Annotated in this window: 20 protein-coding genes and 1 tRNA gene; 8 read left to right on the forward strand and 13 right to left on the reverse strand. The window is 37.3% G+C overall.

All coding sequences use genetic code 11. From position 1 onward, the window contains the following. Window positions 1–52: 52 nt before the first annotated feature. The 5 genes from LCF45_RS25215 to LCF45_RS25235 form a co-directional block, all read right to left on the reverse strand. Window positions 53–298, reverse strand: coding sequence for a glutaredoxin family protein (locus LCF45_RS25215; RefSeq protein WP_002089547.1), 246 nt, complete (start codon window positions 296–298; stop codon window positions 53–55). Window positions 299–307: 9 nt separating this feature from the next. Then, a complete protein-coding gene (gene rpoN, locus LCF45_RS25220; protein ID WP_002129881.1) occupies window positions 308–1,615 on the reverse strand; it encodes an RNA polymerase factor sigma-54 in 1,308 nt (435 codons plus the stop codon). Window positions 1,616–2,125: 510 nt separating this feature from the next. Then, complete coding sequence (locus LCF45_RS25225) at window positions 2,126–2,392, reverse strand: hypothetical protein (protein ID WP_016121040.1); 267 nt, start codon at window positions 2,390–2,392, stop codon at window positions 2,126–2,128. A gap of 400 nt (window positions 2,393–2,792) precedes the next feature. After that, a tRNA-Arg gene (locus LCF45_RS25230) sits at window positions 2,793–2,868 on the reverse strand. A gap of 356 nt (window positions 2,869–3,224) precedes the next feature. Then, on the reverse strand, window positions 3,225–3,425 hold the full coding sequence (locus LCF45_RS25235) for a hypothetical protein (RefSeq protein WP_002129884.1): 201 nt from the start codon (window positions 3,423–3,425) through the stop codon (window positions 3,225–3,227). A 910-nt stretch (window positions 3,426–4,335) separates the two neighbouring features. Between LCF45_RS25235 and LCF45_RS25240 the strand changes: the two genes are divergently transcribed. The 8 genes from LCF45_RS25240 to clpP all read left to right on the forward strand — a co-directional run bounded on the left by LCF45_RS25240 (window position 4,336) and on the right by clpP (window position 8,934). Continuing rightward, a complete protein-coding gene (locus LCF45_RS25240) occupies window positions 4,336–4,542 on the forward strand; it encodes a DUF1657 domain-containing protein (RefSeq protein WP_000216167.1) in 207 nt (68 codons plus the stop codon). A 106-nt stretch (window positions 4,543–4,648) separates the two neighbouring features. Next, on the forward strand, window positions 4,649–5,137 hold the full coding sequence (locus LCF45_RS25245; protein ID WP_002167400.1) for a YhcN/YlaJ family sporulation lipoprotein: 489 nt from the start codon (window positions 4,649–4,651) through the stop codon (window positions 5,135–5,137). Between the two features lie 28 nt (window positions 5,138–5,165). Beyond that, the gene (spoVAC, locus tag LCF45_RS25250) at window positions 5,166–5,642 is read left to right on the forward strand and encodes a stage V sporulation protein AC (RefSeq protein WP_002129887.1); all 477 of its coding nucleotides are present in this window, start codon (window positions 5,166–5,168) and stop codon (window positions 5,640–5,642) included. Next, window positions 5,643–6,659, forward strand: coding sequence for a stage V sporulation protein AD (gene spoVAD, locus LCF45_RS25255; RefSeq protein ID WP_000938981.1), 1,017 nt, complete (start codon window positions 5,643–5,645; stop codon window positions 6,657–6,659). Further along, window positions 6,656–7,006 (forward strand): stage V sporulation protein AE, encoded by a 351-nt coding sequence (spoVAE, locus tag LCF45_RS25260; protein ID WP_000575919.1) that lies wholly within the window; start codon window positions 6,656–6,658, stop codon window positions 7,004–7,006. Before spoVAD ends, spoVAE begins: the two co-directional genes overlap by 4 nt. A 9-nt stretch (window positions 7,007–7,015) precedes the next feature. Beyond that, on the forward strand, window positions 7,016–7,222 hold the full coding sequence (locus tag LCF45_RS25265; protein ID WP_263894358.1) for a DUF1657 domain-containing protein: 207 nt from the start codon (window positions 7,016–7,018) through the stop codon (window positions 7,220–7,222). A gap of 20 nt (window positions 7,223–7,242) precedes the next feature. Beyond that, window positions 7,243–8,112: a DUF421 domain-containing protein gene (locus LCF45_RS25270; protein WP_002016080.1), complete on the forward strand. Its 870-nt coding sequence runs from the start codon at window positions 7,243–7,245 to the stop codon at window positions 8,110–8,112. Window positions 8,113–8,352: 240 nt separating this feature from the next. Then, complete coding sequence (gene clpP / locus LCF45_RS25275; RefSeq protein ID WP_001049156.1) at window positions 8,353–8,934, forward strand: ATP-dependent Clp endopeptidase proteolytic subunit ClpP; 582 nt, start codon at window positions 8,353–8,355, stop codon at window positions 8,932–8,934. A gap of 250 nt (window positions 8,935–9,184) precedes the next feature. On the opposite strand, the gene LCF45_RS25280 is transcribed toward clpP, so the two are convergent. From LCF45_RS25280 to LCF45_RS25315, 8 genes are all read right to left on the reverse strand, one after another. Further along, window positions 9,185–9,433, reverse strand: coding sequence for an HPr family phosphocarrier protein (locus tag LCF45_RS25280; protein ID WP_002016081.1), 249 nt, complete (start codon window positions 9,431–9,433; stop codon window positions 9,185–9,187). A gap of 23 nt (window positions 9,434–9,456) precedes the next feature. Continuing rightward, window positions 9,457–10,407: a DNA-binding protein WhiA gene (gene whiA, locus LCF45_RS25285; protein ID WP_002016082.1), complete on the reverse strand. Its 951-nt coding sequence runs from the start codon at window positions 10,405–10,407 to the stop codon at window positions 9,457–9,459. A gap of 88 nt (window positions 10,408–10,495) precedes the next feature. Next, window positions 10,496–11,449 (reverse strand): gluconeogenesis factor YvcK family protein, encoded by a 954-nt coding sequence (locus LCF45_RS25290; RefSeq protein ID WP_002016083.1) that lies wholly within the window; start codon window positions 11,447–11,449, stop codon window positions 10,496–10,498. A gap of 3 nt (window positions 11,450–11,452) precedes the next feature. Then, window positions 11,453–12,334 (reverse strand): RNase adapter RapZ, encoded by an 882-nt coding sequence (rapZ, locus tag LCF45_RS25295; protein ID WP_002016084.1) that lies wholly within the window; start codon window positions 12,332–12,334, stop codon window positions 11,453–11,455. Window positions 12,335–12,354: 20 nt separating this feature from the next. Then, the gene (locus LCF45_RS25300) at window positions 12,355–12,813 is read right to left on the reverse strand and encodes an NUDIX hydrolase (RefSeq protein WP_001190080.1); all 459 of its coding nucleotides are present in this window, start codon (window positions 12,811–12,813) and stop codon (window positions 12,355–12,357) included. A gap of 215 nt (window positions 12,814–13,028) precedes the next feature. Beyond that, entirely contained in the window at window positions 13,029–13,835 is an 807-nt protein-coding gene (locus tag LCF45_RS25305) for a DUF368 domain-containing protein (RefSeq protein WP_002016085.1), read from the reverse strand. A 161-nt stretch (window positions 13,836–13,996) separates the two neighbouring features. After that, window positions 13,997–14,953, reverse strand: coding sequence for a thioredoxin-disulfide reductase (gene trxB / locus LCF45_RS25310; RefSeq protein WP_002089563.1), 957 nt, complete (start codon window positions 14,951–14,953; stop codon window positions 13,997–13,999). Window positions 14,954–15,037: 84 nt separating this feature from the next. Beyond that, window positions 15,038–16,549, reverse strand: a complete 1,512-nt coding sequence (locus LCF45_RS25315; RefSeq protein ID WP_002129890.1) for a tetratricopeptide repeat protein — start codon at window positions 16,547–16,549, stop codon at window positions 15,038–15,040. Between the last annotated feature and the right edge of the window lie 105 nt (window positions 16,550–16,654).

The raw sequence follows: 16,654 nt of genomic DNA on the forward strand, positions 1-16,654 counted from the left end.
AAAAAAATAATCCCTGCTACGTGTATTATTGTAACAGGAGACAGAAACTTATTCAACTCTTAACTGCATTGTTTATATAGTTTATTATGACACCTTTGTGAATGTTACCATATTCTACTTGTCTTCCGCCTATTTCTACAACAGGAATCATTAGATGGTATTTCTCTAAAAGGTCATTATCTTCATATATATCTATTTCCTCAATTTGAAAAGAATATTCATATTGTACTTCTTTTAAAACTTGTTTCGCCTTCACGCAAAGACCACAATCTTTTTTTGTATATAGTACAACCTTCATCTTCTTCACCTATCCAATTGTTTTTCTTAGAGACGAAGCAGGAATATGCATTTGTTCTCTATACTTCGCAACCGTTCTTCGAGAAATAACGATTTCATGCTCTTCTTCTAATAATTTTGAAATCTTTTGATCCGAAAGTGGCTTTTTCTTATTTTCTGCTCCAACAAGCGTTTGAATGAATTGTTTCACACGCTTTGTAGAAACCGCCTCATCTTCCGTCGTAGAAATAGAATTACTAAAGAATGATTTCATCTCAAATAAACCGTACGGCGTTTGCACATATTTATTACGCGTTGCACGACTAATTGTAGACTCATGCACACCTAACTCTTCCGCCACCTCTTTTAATGCAAGTGGTTTTAAATACTCTGGACCTCCCCAGAAGAAATCATGCTGTTTTTCCATAATAATATTCATCACTTGTAAGAGTGTTTGTTTTCTCTGTTTCAAACTGCGCATAATCCATTGCACATGCTGATACTTCTCCGATACGTAAGAAGCCACTTCACTTTCACTATTATTTAGTAACGCACTATACTCAGAGTGAATTTCAATTCTTGGCATATTTCTCTCATTCATCTGTAAAACGAGATGATCGCCATCTTTTTTTACCGCCATATCAGGCACAATATAAAGTGGTTTATCAGAAGAAAATGCAAGACCTGGTTTCGGCTGCAATGATGTAATACAGTTCACCGCATCCTGTAATTCCTCGTTGGTACACTTCAACACTTGAACGAGCTTTCGCCAATCTTTCTTAACGAAATAATTAAAATGATCATCTATAATTTCTTCCGCTAACCCATTTCTTCTTTGTAAGCGCTTCAATTGGATTGATAGACATTCCTGAATATTACGCGCACCTACCCCTGCTGGCTCTAACGATTGAACAAGCTCCACGGAACAGTCCACTACATCAATTGGCGCAGAAAGAAGCTCTGATAACTCTTCATTTGTTTCTTGTAAATAACCATTTCCATCCATGTTCATAATAATGAAAGAAGCTGCTTTTCGCTCTTCTTCATCTATTTTATAATACTGTAGTTGATTTAATAAATGTTGCTGAATCGTTGTAGAATCCACACTGTAGATTTCCATTTGATTCTCGACTTGTTTGCGGGTACTTTTACTTGTGTTAGAGCTCTTTTTCTTCTCCCTCTCAAAACCACCTAACTCAATAAGGGGATTCTCTAACGATTGCTCATACAAAAACTCCGATAATTCTTGTACATTATACTGGAGCATTGTAATCGCTTGCCTTAACTCTTGTGTCATTGCCAAACGTAAGCTTTGTTCTTGTAAAAGACTTGCCTTCAAACTAATCTCCCCCTTGTTTCTATTGTACAATAAGTTTGGTAAAAGGAGAATCCTATCGCAGACACCCATTCCAAAATATTATTAATTTATATGTATTAATGAGATTTACATCTTACAACCTAAATTTGAATAATATTGAAAGAAAATAATAACGCATAAAAGTTATTACCACATACTAATAGTAAATCTTATTATCAGATATAACAAGTGATAATAAAAAAAGGTCTGAACTTATACTTGTAAGTTCAGACCTTTTTTACAATGGCGAGTACATATCGAATATTACACGTTTCTTCACCATTGTCGCATTTTCATTTGATAGATTAATTCCGTTCGTATCCTCTACGAGTACCACACGCACCAAATTCACAGCGTTGCGATTTGCTATAAAGATACTTTCTTGTTTATCTGCTTTGTGTAATTTTCGAATTGTGACTTGGATTACCTCTGAGTTATTTTTCCAGGGTCTATTCTTACAAGTGAACAACATTTATGACATGTACTTTTTACTTAACTGCAATAAATACCTAGCGATGCCGTTATCTTATAAACTTCATTGAAATTTTCATCTTCCATGAAGCCCTCCATGATTTCAGGTATTCCTTTTGCATACGCAACTAACATTTCGAATGCATCATCTTTCGTTATCTTGTGACGAGTCACACTACTGTTATGATGTTCCATCGTTACATAATAGACCTTTTCTCCGCACTCCTCTTCTTCAATACATGTAAGAAACGATTTTATTTCAAATAGCTTGCGAGAACCTTTTTTCATTCTTCTTCTCCTTCATAACGGTCAAGAAAGTCCGATAATGCCAACGAAAGATGATCACTTTTATTAAACTTCAGCTTACTGGCAAAGACGGCTAGCCTGTCCCTATTGCTTTGTGAATCACTACTATCTTACGTTTCATATCTTCGTTCAGCAACTTAACAATACGCTTGTGCAATATATCTCGTTACAATTTCTTTTAGTGCTAAAATCTGTTCTGATTTGAATTGCATTTCACTCTTTAATTCTTTTCATAACGAAAAACCCCCTATACACGATTATTTCTAATCACATACAAGGGGTTTCTTTAGATTTACTATTAATTTTCAACACGTTCTTCACGCTATTATGTGCTATTTACTCAATACTTTTAAATAGAACACATCACAACAACAATACATAACGCGCCCAGAGGGATTCGAACCCCCGGCAGACGTGGTACCGGAAACCACCGCTCTATCCGACTGAGCTATGGGCGCATGATTATTACGATAATATCAACGGTTTGCCTCCGTCTTCTTCCGACTTGTTCTTACCGAAAGTTAAACGTAGGATACGAACACCAACACGTAGACGTTCGCTTCTTTACATATGGATATTATATCCTGACGCTAACCTAATACGCAAGCATAAAAACCTCTTCTACACTAGCTTTAGCGCGCAGTTTTCCTTCTTTCGTTCCCCCTTAATCTACTTAAATCGAAATAGAACGCATATAGGCTCATACTTCATCATATTAAATCTAATCGTCTAGAATTGCATCTCTCGGCATCGCACTTTTCGCATATAGTCTATAAAAAAAAGACAGGCGAAGTGATGCCCGCCCATCTCCGCACTATTTTATATATTTTGATCGCAGGCTAAATATATCTTCCCCTTCACGAATGCCTGCCGATCCCTTCCTCACATTTTTTACGACAGTCCAATTCGGGTTAGTTTCATCACCGATGTTCTGTACTGTAAAGTTGCCGTCACCATATTCTCGGTGACCTTCTGCCAATTTCTCCGTTAAATCATTCTCTTTTGATCTCACCATCTTTGCGCCATCTCCCTTTTTATACAACCCTCTTAAACTGTCCAACCGATCACACGTTCAGTCAATTGGAGATCCTCGTTTTCCGCTTCGATTAATTTTAACACACTGTCGGGGGTAAGTTCCGATAACGGCTGCCCAATCGCATTAGAAACGTTATTTTCTTTGATAGTAGAAACTCGGCGAGGATTGGGTAAAAGACAATTCGCTGGGCTGCGTCAGGACTTCGCGAGAGATCAACCCCCTGATTCAAAAATCACAAATACTATCTCTAAGGGACTCCTGCGACGGCTCAGCGGGGTGGCTTGGAGGGTTCGGAAAATTTTCGTTTGGGTTGGCTTGTGGTGAATAGCGTATTCATTTTGATGAATGACGAATACAACATAAATGACTTTTGTTACTTTCGACTTTCTCTTCTAAACGTTGATTTAAAAGAATTCGCAAGACTTTCGATGAACAAAACAATTCGTAAATGTTTTATGCATTAAAAGAAACGTTGATTTAATAACGTTCTTCTTTCGTGAATGACTTCGATTGAACGAATAAGATAATGAAGATATTATTTTTTTAAAACTGAACACATCCTTTTTTTTACTATACAAGAAAATTTTATTTTAAATTAAAAATAACTACAAGAATAGAAATATATATTTTATTGATATGTTTTTTGTGAATAATTAGAAATTTAACCTCGTGTAATTTTCAGTTACTTTTTAATCTTCAACAGGTAACATACCTACATCATGAATTACATATTATCCTCTTCCATCTTATAAAGCGCCACTATAACACAGAATTCATTGACGCTTGAATCAAAGCTTTAACTTCAAAAACCTAAATTTTCCAATCATAAATTCACCCCAACTCACAAATTATAATCTTTGAATTGATATTCCAAAGGGGGCTTCATTCAATGACTGTAATTACAAAACTAAAGCAAACTGTTTCTGGATTAAAAAGTGCACAAGCTAGCTTAGAGGGATTCGCTCTTGATACGGATAACCAACAAGCAAAGCAACTTTTCCAAACAGCTGCGCAGCAAACACAAACAATTATCGATTCTTTAAACCCGCGTGTTGAAGAAGTCCAGCAAGAAGAACCACAATACACACAGCAATAACCAAAGGTGCCATTGTATCTAATGGTACACAATTTGAGAAAAAGGGTGATATGCAATCATCCTTTTTTCTCAAATTACATAATGCAATAGAAATGGAATGATTATAATGCGAAAACTTGGAATCATAACCGCGTTATTTATGCTCCTATTCGGTTCACTTACCGGATGTGATAATAGCCCGTTAGATAAAAAAGTAAAGAAAGAAGAAGCTAAGCGGGCAGATGAGAAAAAGGGCCCTAAATTAACAAAAATGAGTACAGAATCCTTTAATCAATCTATATCGCAAGACGCTAAGAAAAAAGCTCTTGCTATGGAGGGAATTATAGAAGCTACCGCAGTTAATACAAATTTAGATCTTTACATAGCCGTTAAACCTGAACATCACGAAAGATTTGGTTTAAAACCTTTACGAAGTAAATTAAAAAAGAAGCTAAGTGATGAAAACCCTACTTTCGATATTCGTGTAAGTACAGACAAAAAGATTTTTATGCTCATAGAAGAACTTGAAAACAAAATTAAGAAAAAGAAAGTGAGTAAGGATGACATTAAAGAACAGTTAAAACTCATTCAATCAGAAATGGGATCTAATATTTAAGCTTTCTAAAAGAGAAGGAAGGATTCAAATGTCTAGTAAAGATAAAAATTTAACACCTGTGCAACAAGAATATAAAAAATTCGAACAACAGCGCGAACCGAAGCGCCCCGTTTTAAAAAATTGTATGAAAGCTTTTTTCGTCGGGGGATTAATTTGTCTAATAGGCCAACTGATTTCCACCTTTTATATTACGTACTTTGATTTCACTGAAAGATCTGCCGGGAACCCTACCGTTGCAACTCTTATTTTTATCTCCATGCTACTGACGGGATTTGGCGTCTACGATCGCCTCGGACAATTTGCTGGTGCTGGTACCGCAGTTCCCGTTACTGGATTTGGTAACTCTGTTATTGCCGCATGTATTGAACACCGTACAGAAGGGTTCGTTCTCGGCGTTGGTGGTAACATGTTTAAACTAGCAGGATCGGTCATCTTATTTGGCGTATTTTCAGCTTTTGTCATCGCTCTTATTAAAACGATTCTCTTTCAATGGGGAGGGCTGTAAATGTTACAAGGACACCGAACATGGGTATTCGAAAACAAACCAGTTATCATCTCAACAGGTGTAGTCGGTGGCCCATTTGAGGCAAATGGAAAAATTCCTGAAGACTTCGATACCCTGCATGAAGATTTATGGCTCGGACAAGATTCTTACGAAAAGGCGCATAAAATTTTATTTGAAGAAGCTTGTAGCCGCGCTACCGAAAAGGCAAAGCTCCGTAAAGACGATATTCAATTCGTACTCGCAGGGGATTTAATTAACCAAATAACTCCAACGAGCTTTGCATGCCGCACACTCGGAACACCTTATCTCGGTTTATTCGGCGCCTGTTCTACCTCTATGGAAGGCTTAGCACTCGGTGCAAGTATCGTAAATGCAAAAGGTGCAAAGTATTTATTAACTGGGGCATCAAGTCATAACGCTGCGGTAGAAAAACAATTCCGCTATCCAACTGAATATGGTGGTCAAAAACCTCCTACGGCTCAGTGGACAGTGACCGGTGCAGGCGCGGCTATTTTAAGCGACACTGGATATGGTCCACAAGTAACATCGGCCACCATTGGACGAGTTATTGATATGGGACTAACAGATCCTTTTAATATGGGTGGTGCGATGGCCCCAGCTGCTGTCGATACGATTGAAGCTCATTTACGCGAACGACAAATTGACGCCTCTTATTACGACTTAATCGTAACAGGTGACCTTGGACATGTCGGTCGCGAAATCGCTTACGACCTACTACATAAACATGGAACAAAGGTAAAGAGCGAGCAATTTCAAGATTGCGGAATCATCATTTATAGAGAAGGTCAACCTGTCATAGCTGGTGGAAGTGGTCCAGGCTGTTCAGCAACAGTCGTATACGGACATTTATTAAACCGAATGAAAAGAGGAGAATTCAAAAAAATACTTGTCGTTGCGACAGGCGCTTTACTATCTCCACTTACATTCCAACAAGAAGAAACGATTCCGTGTATCGCTCACGCTGTTTCGATTGAATTTGGAGGTGCAACGCAATGATTTTTTTCTGGGCTTTCGTCATTGGTGGACTCATATGCGTAATCGGACAGCTTATGTTTGATGTCGGCAAACTAACCCCCGCTCATACGATGGCAACACTCGTTGTTGCTGGAGCTATATTAGATGGATTCAATCTGTATGAACCATTAATCGACTTTGCAGGCGCTGGGGCAACTGTACCTATTACAAGTTTCGGTAATGCCCTCGTTCATGGCGCGATGGAGGAAGCAGCCAAACATGGCATCGTCGGCGTTATTACCGGCATGTTTAAAGTAACGAGTGCTGGTGTATCAGCTGCCATTATTTTCGGCTTCATTGGAGCATTGCTATTCAAACCGAAAGGATAAGGTGTTCGTATGACAGTTATCGCTAGCGTTAAAACCTGCCTTGCCAGTGTAAGGGGCGCTCAAGCAAGTTTAAGCTCCCTTTCACTAAATTCACAGGACGCGGAATCAAAACGTGTATTTCATGAATGTATGTTAGAAATGGACAGCACCATCGCTGATTTACAGAATAGGGTTTCAGTATTAGAACGTGAAGAACCTCAATATAAAGGGTTTTAAGTAGACTGGAGGAAATGACTATGTCTCACCTGCCGGAATGGACACTTGTCATTCTTCGCTCTGTATTCATATTAATTATTTTATTCGCTATTACGAAATGGTTAGGAAAAAGACAAATCTCTCAGCTCTCCTTTTTTGAATACATAGCCGGAATGACAATCGGTGACATCGCTGCCCAAGTATCTACAGGGCTTGATTCAAAATTTTTCCACGGCGTCTTTGCGATACTCATTTTCGCTGTGGTACCTTTTTTCACTGGAATCCTCTCTTTAAAGAACAAAACAGCTCGAGATTTTTTTGAAGGAAAATCTACCGTATTAATAAAAGACGGCAAAATACTTGAAGATAATTTAAAGAAAGAAAAGTATACAAGTGATGAATTACTTGAGCTTCTCAGAGGAAAAAATGCGTTCAGCGTAGCTGATGTTGAATTTGCTGTACTAGAACCGAGCGGTGAATTAAATGTATTATTAAAGAAAGATCGCCAACCACTTACAGCAAAAGATATCAGCCTAAAAGTGCCAAACGAAAAAGAACCGCAAACTGTTATTATGGATGGAAATGTACTAGATGAACCTCTTTCTGCTAGCGGACATAATCGCGCTTGGTTACATTCTGAGCTAGAAAAACTCGGTGTTGTCATTGAAAATGTCTTTCTTGGTCAAGTTGATTCATACGGACAACTTACTATCGACATCTATAATGATAAACTCCAAATGCCTTCTCCTCAAAACAAGCCTTTATTATTAGCATCCTTAAAGAAATGCAATGCTGATCTTGAATTATTCTCTTTAGAAACGAAATCAAAATCAGCGAGTGATATGTATAGTAAAAACGCAAAACAAATCGAGAAAATCTTAAATAAAGTAACCTATCTGTTAAAAGAATAAAAAATGAAAGAACGCTTCTATACAAAAGGCGTTCTTTTGCCTTTTCCACACCATTAATCACGTTTAAATTTATGTAATTCGGTTATGATGTTGAAGATACATAAGCAGGGAATTTTAAAAACATAGCGAATAAATCATGATACAACTACATATTTTTTGATTTAAAGTGGTTTCGTTTGACCTTCATTGACCATAATTGTATTATAAGACTAAGAAAGCTTTTAAAGGAGGAAATAACAGATGAATTTAATTCCTACAGTAATTGAACAAACAAATCGTGGAGAACGCGCTTACGATATTTACTCTCGACTATTAAAGGATCGCATCATTATGCTTGGTAGCGCAATTGATGACAATGTAGCAAACTCAATCGTTTCCCAGCTTTTATTCTTGGAATCTCAAGATCCAGAAAAAGATATTCACATTTACATCAACAGCCCTGGTGGTTCTATCACAGCTGGTATGGCAATTTACGATACAATGCAGTTTATTAAACCACAAGTATCAACAATCTGTATCGGTATGGCTGCATCTATGGGTGCATTCTTACTTGCAGCAGGTGAAAAAGGAAAACGTTTCGCTCTTCCTAACAGTGAAGTAATGATTCACCAACCACTTGGCGGTGCACAAGGTCAAGCGACTGAAATCGAAATCGCTGCAAAACGTATCCTATTCTTACGTGAAAAATTAAACCAAATTCTTGCTGACCGCACAGGTCAACCACTTGAAGTTCTACAACGCGACACAGATCGCGACAACTTCATGACAGCAGAAAGAGCTCTAGAATACGGCTTAATCGATAAGATCTTTACAAATCGTTAATACTTAAAAGCGGAAGCGCCCTACTACAGGGCGCTTTTTTATTATGTACAAGGGTATCACATACCCCACCTAGTATCTAATCCAATATATCGGTGATTTTTCAATTTTATCGACCACAACTTATCGACTTACCGACAATTTCCGACAAGCGCGAACCAGCTATATACCCACCGATCATTCGTTACCACACCAACCACGCACCCCACAAACAGAAAAATAAAAAAAGCTATCGCACATTCGCGATAACCCTTTATTGTACATATGCAGTTAATGCTTCCAAAGCCTCTTCTGCATCTGAACCTTCTGTTGTGATTGTAATCATGCTACCAGTTCCGATTGCTAAGCTCATAATCCCCATTATGCTCTTTGCATTCACTGTCTTTCCATCTTTCTCGATGAAGATATCCGCATGAAAGCGATTTGCCTCTTGTACAAACAACGCAGCCGGACGTGCTTGTAAGCCGTTTTTTAATGCCACTTTAACCAGTTTTTGAACCACAGCTCCATTTCCCCTTTAACCTTTTATTTTTTTGCTACTGTTTCCCCCGCGCGTAATTTCTCTGCAATTTCATCGATTTTACGCAAACGATGATTAATACCCGATTTACTAATTTTCCCCCCGGATACCATCTCACCTAACTCTTTCAATGTTACATCTTGATAATCTCTTCGTAACTGTGCAATTTCTCTTAATTTATCTGGCAAAATATCAAGCCCAACCGTCTCATCAATATAGCGGATGTTCTCAATTTGCCTTAGCGCTGCACCAATTGTTTTATTTAAATTAGCTGTTTCGCAGTTAACTAAACGATTTACTGAATTACGCATATCGCGAACAATTCGAATATCTTCAAATCTTAAAAGTGCATTATGAGCACCTATAATATTTAAAAACTCTGTAATTTTTTCAGCTTCTTTCAAATACGTAATGTACCCTTTTCTTCTTTCCAACGTCTTACTATTTAAATCAAATCCGTTCATCAGTTCACATATAGAATCATTATGTTCCTTATATAACGAAAAGATCTCTAAATGATAAGATGATGTTTCTGGGTTATTTACTGAACCACCTGCTAAAAATGCACCGCGTAAATACGATCGTTTACAACATTTCTTCTCGATTAATTCCTGCGATATATTTCGAATAAACGAAAAGTCATCTCGAACAATGTGAAGATCTGCTAATATTTCGCGAGATTTCTCAACAAGCCGCACGATATATACATTATTTTTCTTCAATCGCATTTTTTTACGAACAAGTAATTCTACCGTCACATCATATCCTTTTTTCAAAAGCGTATAAATCCTTCTTGCAATTGCTGCATTTTCCGTTTGAATATCGATAGATAGGCGACGGTTTGAAAAAGAAAGCGATCCGTTCATTCGAAGCAACGCCGATAATTCTGATTTCTCGCAGCATTCCTTCATTTCAAGGTTGGTCAACTCTTTCTTTGTTTCTGATGCAAATGACACAGTCAACACCTCCTTATACTATTACTTTGGAACAAAAATCTTGTCCTATATGAATGAGGAGCGTTACCTCAAATGAGGCAACGCACATTTATAACAATGAATATAAAATAGAAGCTAACTTTAATGTATCATGTCTTACAACACGATCATCATATTTCGCTAATCTATCTTGAATGATTTCGATATTATGTTCAGCAAAACGATTTGTATCCAGTGCAACTGGTTCCGACATCTCTTCCTCATATAACTTACGTAATTCACGAGGAATATCACGATTATTTACAATCGCAGTGTCGATAAATGGTTTACCTAAATGATCATGTAACGCCTGCACATGATCAAATGCAGTATAACCCTTCGTTTCGCCCGCTTGCGTCATAACATTACATACATATACCTTCTTCGCTTTTGCAGCAAGAACAGCGTCTCCAATTTTGTTAACAACTAAATTCGGTAATATACTTGTGTACAGACTTCCTGGACCGAAAACAAGCAAATCAGCTCGTTTAATTTCCGTCAACGTTTCACATAACGGTTCTACATCTTCTGGAGTTAAAAAGACACGATTAATCTTCTTCCCGAAATGAGGAATCTTTGATTCACCTGTTACAATTTCTCCATCTTCTAATTCTGCATGAAGTACCGCACTTTGATTCGCTGCTGGTAATACACGTCCTCTGACATTTAATACTTTACTCGTTTCCGTAATCGCGTGGTAAAAGTCTCCTGTAATCGAAGTCATACCTGCCAATAGTAAATTTCCTAACGCATGCCCTTTCAGTCCGTCTCCAGTTGTAAAGCGGTGCTGAAATAAAGCCTCCACTAATGGTTCTACATCCGATAACGCAACAAGTACGTTACGAATATCACCTGGAGGTGGAATTTCTAGCTCATCACGTAGTCTACCTGAACTGCCTCCATCGTCGGCTACTGTTACAACTGCTGTAATATCAACAGGATATTGTTTTAATCCCCTTAATAAAACAGAAAGTCCAGTTCCACCTCCCATGATAACAATTTTAGGTTTTCTCTCTTTTTTCATCCCTTAATGGCCCTTTCTCTTCTCCACATCACGATGAGATACATGAACGCTATACTCTGGTTTCAAATGTTTCCCAAGGTACTCTGTAAGCGTAACAGAACGATGTTGCCCACCTGTACATCCAATCGCAATTACAAGTTGACTCTTACCTTCTCTTTTATAATGAGGCAGCATGAAAGTGATAAGATCCGTCAATTTCTCTAAAAACTTATGTGTTTCATTAAATTTCAACACATACGACGAAACTTCTTCATCCAGTCCTGTTAATGGCTTCATATGTGGAATATAATATGGATTTGGTAAAAAACGAACATCAAATACTAAATCAGCATCAATTGGAATTCCGTACTTAAATCCAAATGACATAACATTTACACGAAATGCTTGCTCAGTTTCTGTTGAGAATAAGTGAACAATTTTTTCTCGTAATTCTTTCGGTTTCAAATCAGATGTATCAAGCACAATATTCGCTCTTGCCTTCATATCAGTTAATAAACCACGCTCAGCTTCAATTCCCTTTAACGGCAAGCCAGTTGGCGCAAGTGGATGCGAACGTCTCGTTTCTTTATAACGAGTTACAAGTGTGCTATCTTTCGCATCTAAAAATAAAATATGAGGAATAATCCATGTACGTTCTGATAAATCATCAAGCGCTCCCCATAAATATTCAAAAAACTCTCGGCCACGTAAATCAATACCGAGTGCCACTTTATTCATTTTACCTTTTGAATCTGCCATAAGTTCAATAAACTTCGGCAATAACATCGGTGGTAAATTATCTACACAAAAATATCCTAAATCTTCGAAACTTTGTAACGCTACCGTCTTTCCAGCTCCAGACATCCCTGTAATAATTACCATTTTTATATCATTATTCTCTGTCATCGTATCCTCTCCTTGCAGGTTTAACTCGGATCTAATCGATATGAAAGCAACTCAAAATCTGGGGTATATACAAATGTACCGTAGATTATACCATTCCCTTTAATTAAATAATCAATAATGTGATAATCTCCTGGTGCCATTGCTAAATCATCAATTTTATCAAATGTATGCCAACCAATGATGCCTTCTTCGCTCTCTAATTTGTTTTCTCCTGCAAAATCTGTTGCTAAAAAGGAGAACATCATCCATTCAGAAACAACTTTATCACCTTCTTGGATGACAAAAGTGAAGACCCCTTTTAATGCTGGATTCTTTAAATAAATACCTGTTTCTTCACGATACTCGCGAACAACGGAATCTCTTACTGTCTCACCACGCTCCATTTTCCCGCCCGGTGCAACCCACCAATTTCGGCGAGGTTTTTGGAGTAAGAGTACTTCATTATCTCTAATTAACACACAGTTTGTCACTCTTTGCATGTTTCTTCACCTCAGCTACTTGCAGCAAGATTTCTCACTGCATACTCATTTCATTATACTATCAAAAACAGTTTGCTACAACGAAGGTGCCAGTCCCCTTTCGCTAAGCAATTGTAAAAATTCTTTCTATAACAAGCAATCAAAATACCTTACTTCCTATGAATAGCACATAAAAATCCCCTTAACGATTTTTATCGTTAAGGGGATTAAAACACTTATTTCTTACCGAAATAAGTAACAACCGCAAATCCTAAAATAAAAGTAATAATTGAACTTACAATTGAAATGCCACCAGTCGGAATGCCAGGGAACACAATGACAATCGACCCGATAACGAGCCCAATAATTGCCGCAAATGTCATACTTTTATAACGATCTAACAAATAACTAATTCCTTTACTACTTACAACAAATCCGGCCATCACGCCGGCACCGATAACCACGATTAACGGTAAATTGAGTGTAGTTAAAGCGTTAATTGCTGTTGGATACACACCAATAATTAATAAAATAAACGATCCACTAATTCCAGGAAGAAGCATAGCCATACTAGCCATCCATCCTGCGAAAAATAAACCAATTGCATTTAAAATTGTTAACGTCGTAATTGGATCCGCTGCCTTATCTGGTTTAAAGAATGCTGTTATTGCAACAAGAATTGCTGCAATTATTAATAAGGCAATATGACTACCTTTAAACGTTGCCTTTGCATCAGCTTCTCTCATTAACATCGGTAATATACTAATAATTAAACCGAGGAAGAAAAATTGAGTCGGTTCATAATGATTTGCTAATAAATATTTAATAACGTGACTTAACGTTAGAAAAGCCGCCGCTACACCAGCTGCAAGTGGGATTAAAAACGCTAAATGTTTTTTCCATTCACGACTAAAGAATCCGCTAATTGCTGCGAGCAATTGTTCATAAATCCCTAACACAACAGCGATTGTTCCGCCGCTCACACCAGGAATTAAATCACTAACGCCCATACAAAATCCACGATATATATTACGCCATTCCATACTGAATAAATTCCTCATTTCTTATAGTGATTTTTTCCGTAAAGTCCAGTATATCAATAAGAAATCTTATAATCCTAATTGTTTTTGACAAAACTTTGACATTTTCACAAAAAAAAGAAAGCTCCTATCGGTAGCTTTCTTCTCAAAAGGTATATTACCCCTTATTTTTCTGTTACAGTTTTTAATTCTTCTACTAACTCTTCTATATAATGCTGTGCACTCTGCGCTGCAATACTACCATCACCTGTTGCAGTTACAATTTGACGAAGCATTTTTTCACGAACATCACCAGCTGCGAAAATACCAGGAACTTTCGTTTCCATACGCTCGTTCGTTTCAACATAACCATTTTCATTTGTAATACCTAGCTCAACAAACGGTTTTGATAGTGGTAACATACCGATGTATATGAAAACGCCGTCAGTTTTAACTTCTTGTTCTTCTCCGCTGTTTACATCTACAAGTGTTACGCTTCCTACTTTACCATTTGCGTCGTTAATTTCTTTTATAGTGTGATTCCAAATGAAATCTACTTTCTCATTTTGGAAAGCACGATCTTGTAAAATTTTCTGTGCACGAAGAGTGTCACGACGGTGAACGATCGTTACTTTTGATGCGAAGCGTGTTAAGAACACACCCTCTTCAACAGCAGAATCTCCGCCGCCAATAACAACAAGTTCTTTCCCTTTAAAGAATGCACCATCACATACTGCACAATATGATACACCGCGGCCGCCAAGTTCTGTTTCACCTGGCACACCAATTTTTTTATACTCTGCACCGCTTGCAACGATAATTGCACGTGCTTTATATTCTTTTTTGCCAGCAATAATTGTTTTGTACTCTTTACCATCGATGATTGCTTTCACATCACCGTATGCATATTCAGCACCAAATTTCTTCGCATGCTCAAACATTTTATTTGATAAGTCTGGTCCTAAAATAGACTCATAACCTGGATAGTTCTCTACATCTTCTGTATTTGCCATTTGTCCACCTGGAATACCACGCTCAAGCATCAGTGTGCTTAAATTCGCACGAGATGTATATACCGCAGCTGTCATACCAGCTGGTCCTGCACCAATAATAATGACATCATAAATTTTTTCTTCTGACACACTATTCACTCCCATTCATTCATACACATTAAGTTACCCTCATTATACTGTTAGCATCATTTTTTTCCCAATGATTTGCCTACCCTACGTGTGCGTGCGCTTAACAGCCTGCACATACTTTCGTACAGTCGCTACAGATACATTATATACATCACCAAGCTCTGCCTGTGTCATCTTATTTCTTTGTTCGCCGCGCACAATATATTCAATTGCCGCTGACCAACCGTACACATTTGTAAAAGTCGCTCCAGATGTATATAAACGTATGAACGTGCAAAACCAAAAATTTAAACACTCTTCGATTAATTCATCATCTTTTTTCGTATAATTGTATAATGCATCCGCGATTCGTACGCACTGTTCAAATTGCTGTAAATCAGCTGGGATGCTTTTATGACTATTAAGTAAAAAGAAATATTTTGCAAGTTGCGATACGATTGGAACACCATTTTTCGCTTGCGTTACATCAAAGAAGAATCCAACCTTCTCTGGTGTTGACAATTCATTCATTAAATATAAAGCTAGCATTTTCTCTTCTAGCGTCGTACTTTGCTGAAATGATTTTCGTAACTCTTCAAATAAAAGATTTTGTCCTTCATCTGCTAAATTCAGTGCATTCCACGGTTCTTTTCCTTTTTTATCAGGATGCAATTCTACAACATGTTGCCACATTTTTTCAGCTACTTGCTGTTCCTTCACCATATACGCAGAGTATGCAAACCAGTAATAAAAACTGACGTCTCCTTCGTACCCTTGACGCTTTAATACTTTGAACCATTTATATGCAGGTTCAAAATGACCAATTGTTGCAAGCGTTGTTCCAAGTTTCAAACGATGCTCAAATGAAATTGGATATACCGATACTAACTGCCCCGCTAATGACTCTACTTGCTTATGCTCTCCAATTGAATATAGAAAAATAAGAGTATTACAAAGCGCATGCATATTACCAGGATTTTTCTCTAAAATCATTTCTGTTAACTTAAGCGCTTGATCTACATTACCTGATTGAAAATGTGCAATCGCTAAATTATTATGTCCTGACCAAAATTCTGGATATTCTTTCGTAACAACTTCTAGTGTAGCAATCGCCTCTTCTAATTGTCCGTTACGAATGTAGCGGTTCGCTTCTTCTTGCATAACAATTAGCTCATCTTCATCCTCAATCTCTTCCGCACCCATTGCATCTTCTTCCATAATCTCAAGCAATTCTAATGTATCTTCTACAAATTCCTTCTCTTCCGCAACTTCTAAATATCGCTCTGCATACTTCTTCGCCTGTTGAAACAAGCCCATATATGCATAATTATTTGAAATAAAATAATAGCATTGCTCAAGTTCAGGATTGGATCTAACAAGCTTTAGAAATATCTGATTCGACTCTTGATATTCACCAGATTCAGATAATGCTATTGCTAGTTGGCATAAAATAAACGGCTCCTTCTCGCTTTGTGCTGCTCTTCGAAAATATTTAATTGCATCTTGCAATTTTTGCCCTTTATAAGCCCTCATCCCTTTTTTATAAAAGAAGTCCGCTAACTGATTAAAAGAGATAACTTGTCCGTTCTCCTTATATATTCTTTGATTTTTCCCCATATATCCTCCAGTTTTTTGTTTTCTTCGTTCACACATTCTTCTATCTATAAGTATAAACGATTCCGTAAAAAACAAAACAGTATATTATAATCAATTATTTCCTTT

Origin of the sequence: Bacillus sp. 41-22 (assembly GCF_025809295.1) — a bacterium.
Taxonomy (GTDB): domain Bacteria; phylum Bacillota; class Bacilli; order Bacillales; family Bacillaceae_G; genus Bacillus_A; species Bacillus_A mycoides.

Coding starts and splice junctions, on each gene's coding strand:
- rapZ (WP_002016084.1), bottom strand. CDS start 12,334: ATGACAGAGAATAATGATATAAAAATGGTAATTATTACAGGGATGTCT.
- LCF45_RS25225 (WP_016121040.1), bottom strand. CDS start 2,392: ATGAAAAAAGGTTCTCGCAAGCTATTTGAAATAAAATCGTTTCTTACA.
- spoVAD (WP_000938981.1), top strand. CDS start 5,643: ATGTTACAAGGACACCGAACATGGGTATTCGAAAACAAACCAGTTATC.
- LCF45_RS25245 (WP_002167400.1), top strand. CDS start 4,649: ATGCGAAAACTTGGAATCATAACCGCGTTATTTATGCTCCTATTCGGT.
- spoVAE (WP_000575919.1), top strand. CDS start 6,656: ATGATTTTTTTCTGGGCTTTCGTCATTGGTGGACTCATATGCGTAATC.
- spoVAC (WP_002129887.1), top strand. CDS start 5,166: ATGTCTAGTAAAGATAAAAATTTAACACCTGTGCAACAAGAATATAAA.
- clpP (WP_001049156.1), top strand. CDS start 8,353: ATGAATTTAATTCCTACAGTAATTGAACAAACAAATCGTGGAGAACGC.
- LCF45_RS25240 (WP_000216167.1), top strand. CDS start 4,336: ATGACTGTAATTACAAAACTAAAGCAAACTGTTTCTGGATTAAAAAGT.
- LCF45_RS25235 (WP_002129884.1), bottom strand. CDS start 3,425: ATGGTGAGATCAAAAGAGAATGATTTAACGGAGAAATTGGCAGAAGGT.
- LCF45_RS25215 (WP_002089547.1), bottom strand. CDS start 298: ATGAAGGTTGTACTATATACAAAAAAAGATTGTGGTCTTTGCGTGAAG.
- LCF45_RS25265 (WP_263894358.1), top strand. CDS start 7,016: ATGACAGTTATCGCTAGCGTTAAAACCTGCCTTGCCAGTGTAAGGGGC.
- LCF45_RS25300 (WP_001190080.1), bottom strand. CDS start 12,813: ATGCAAAGAGTGACAAACTGTGTGTTAATTAGAGATAATGAAGTACTC.
- LCF45_RS25270 (WP_002016080.1), top strand. CDS start 7,243: ATGTCTCACCTGCCGGAATGGACACTTGTCATTCTTCGCTCTGTATTC.
- LCF45_RS25290 (WP_002016083.1), bottom strand. CDS start 11,449: ATGAAAAAAGAGAGAAAACCTAAAATTGTTATCATGGGAGGTGGAACT.
- LCF45_RS25315 (WP_002129890.1), bottom strand. CDS start 16,549: ATGGGGAAAAATCAAAGAATATATAAGGAGAACGGACAAGTTATCTCT.
- LCF45_RS25305 (WP_002016085.1), bottom strand. CDS start 13,835: ATGGAATGGCGTAATATATATCGTGGATTTTGTATGGGCGTTAGTGAT.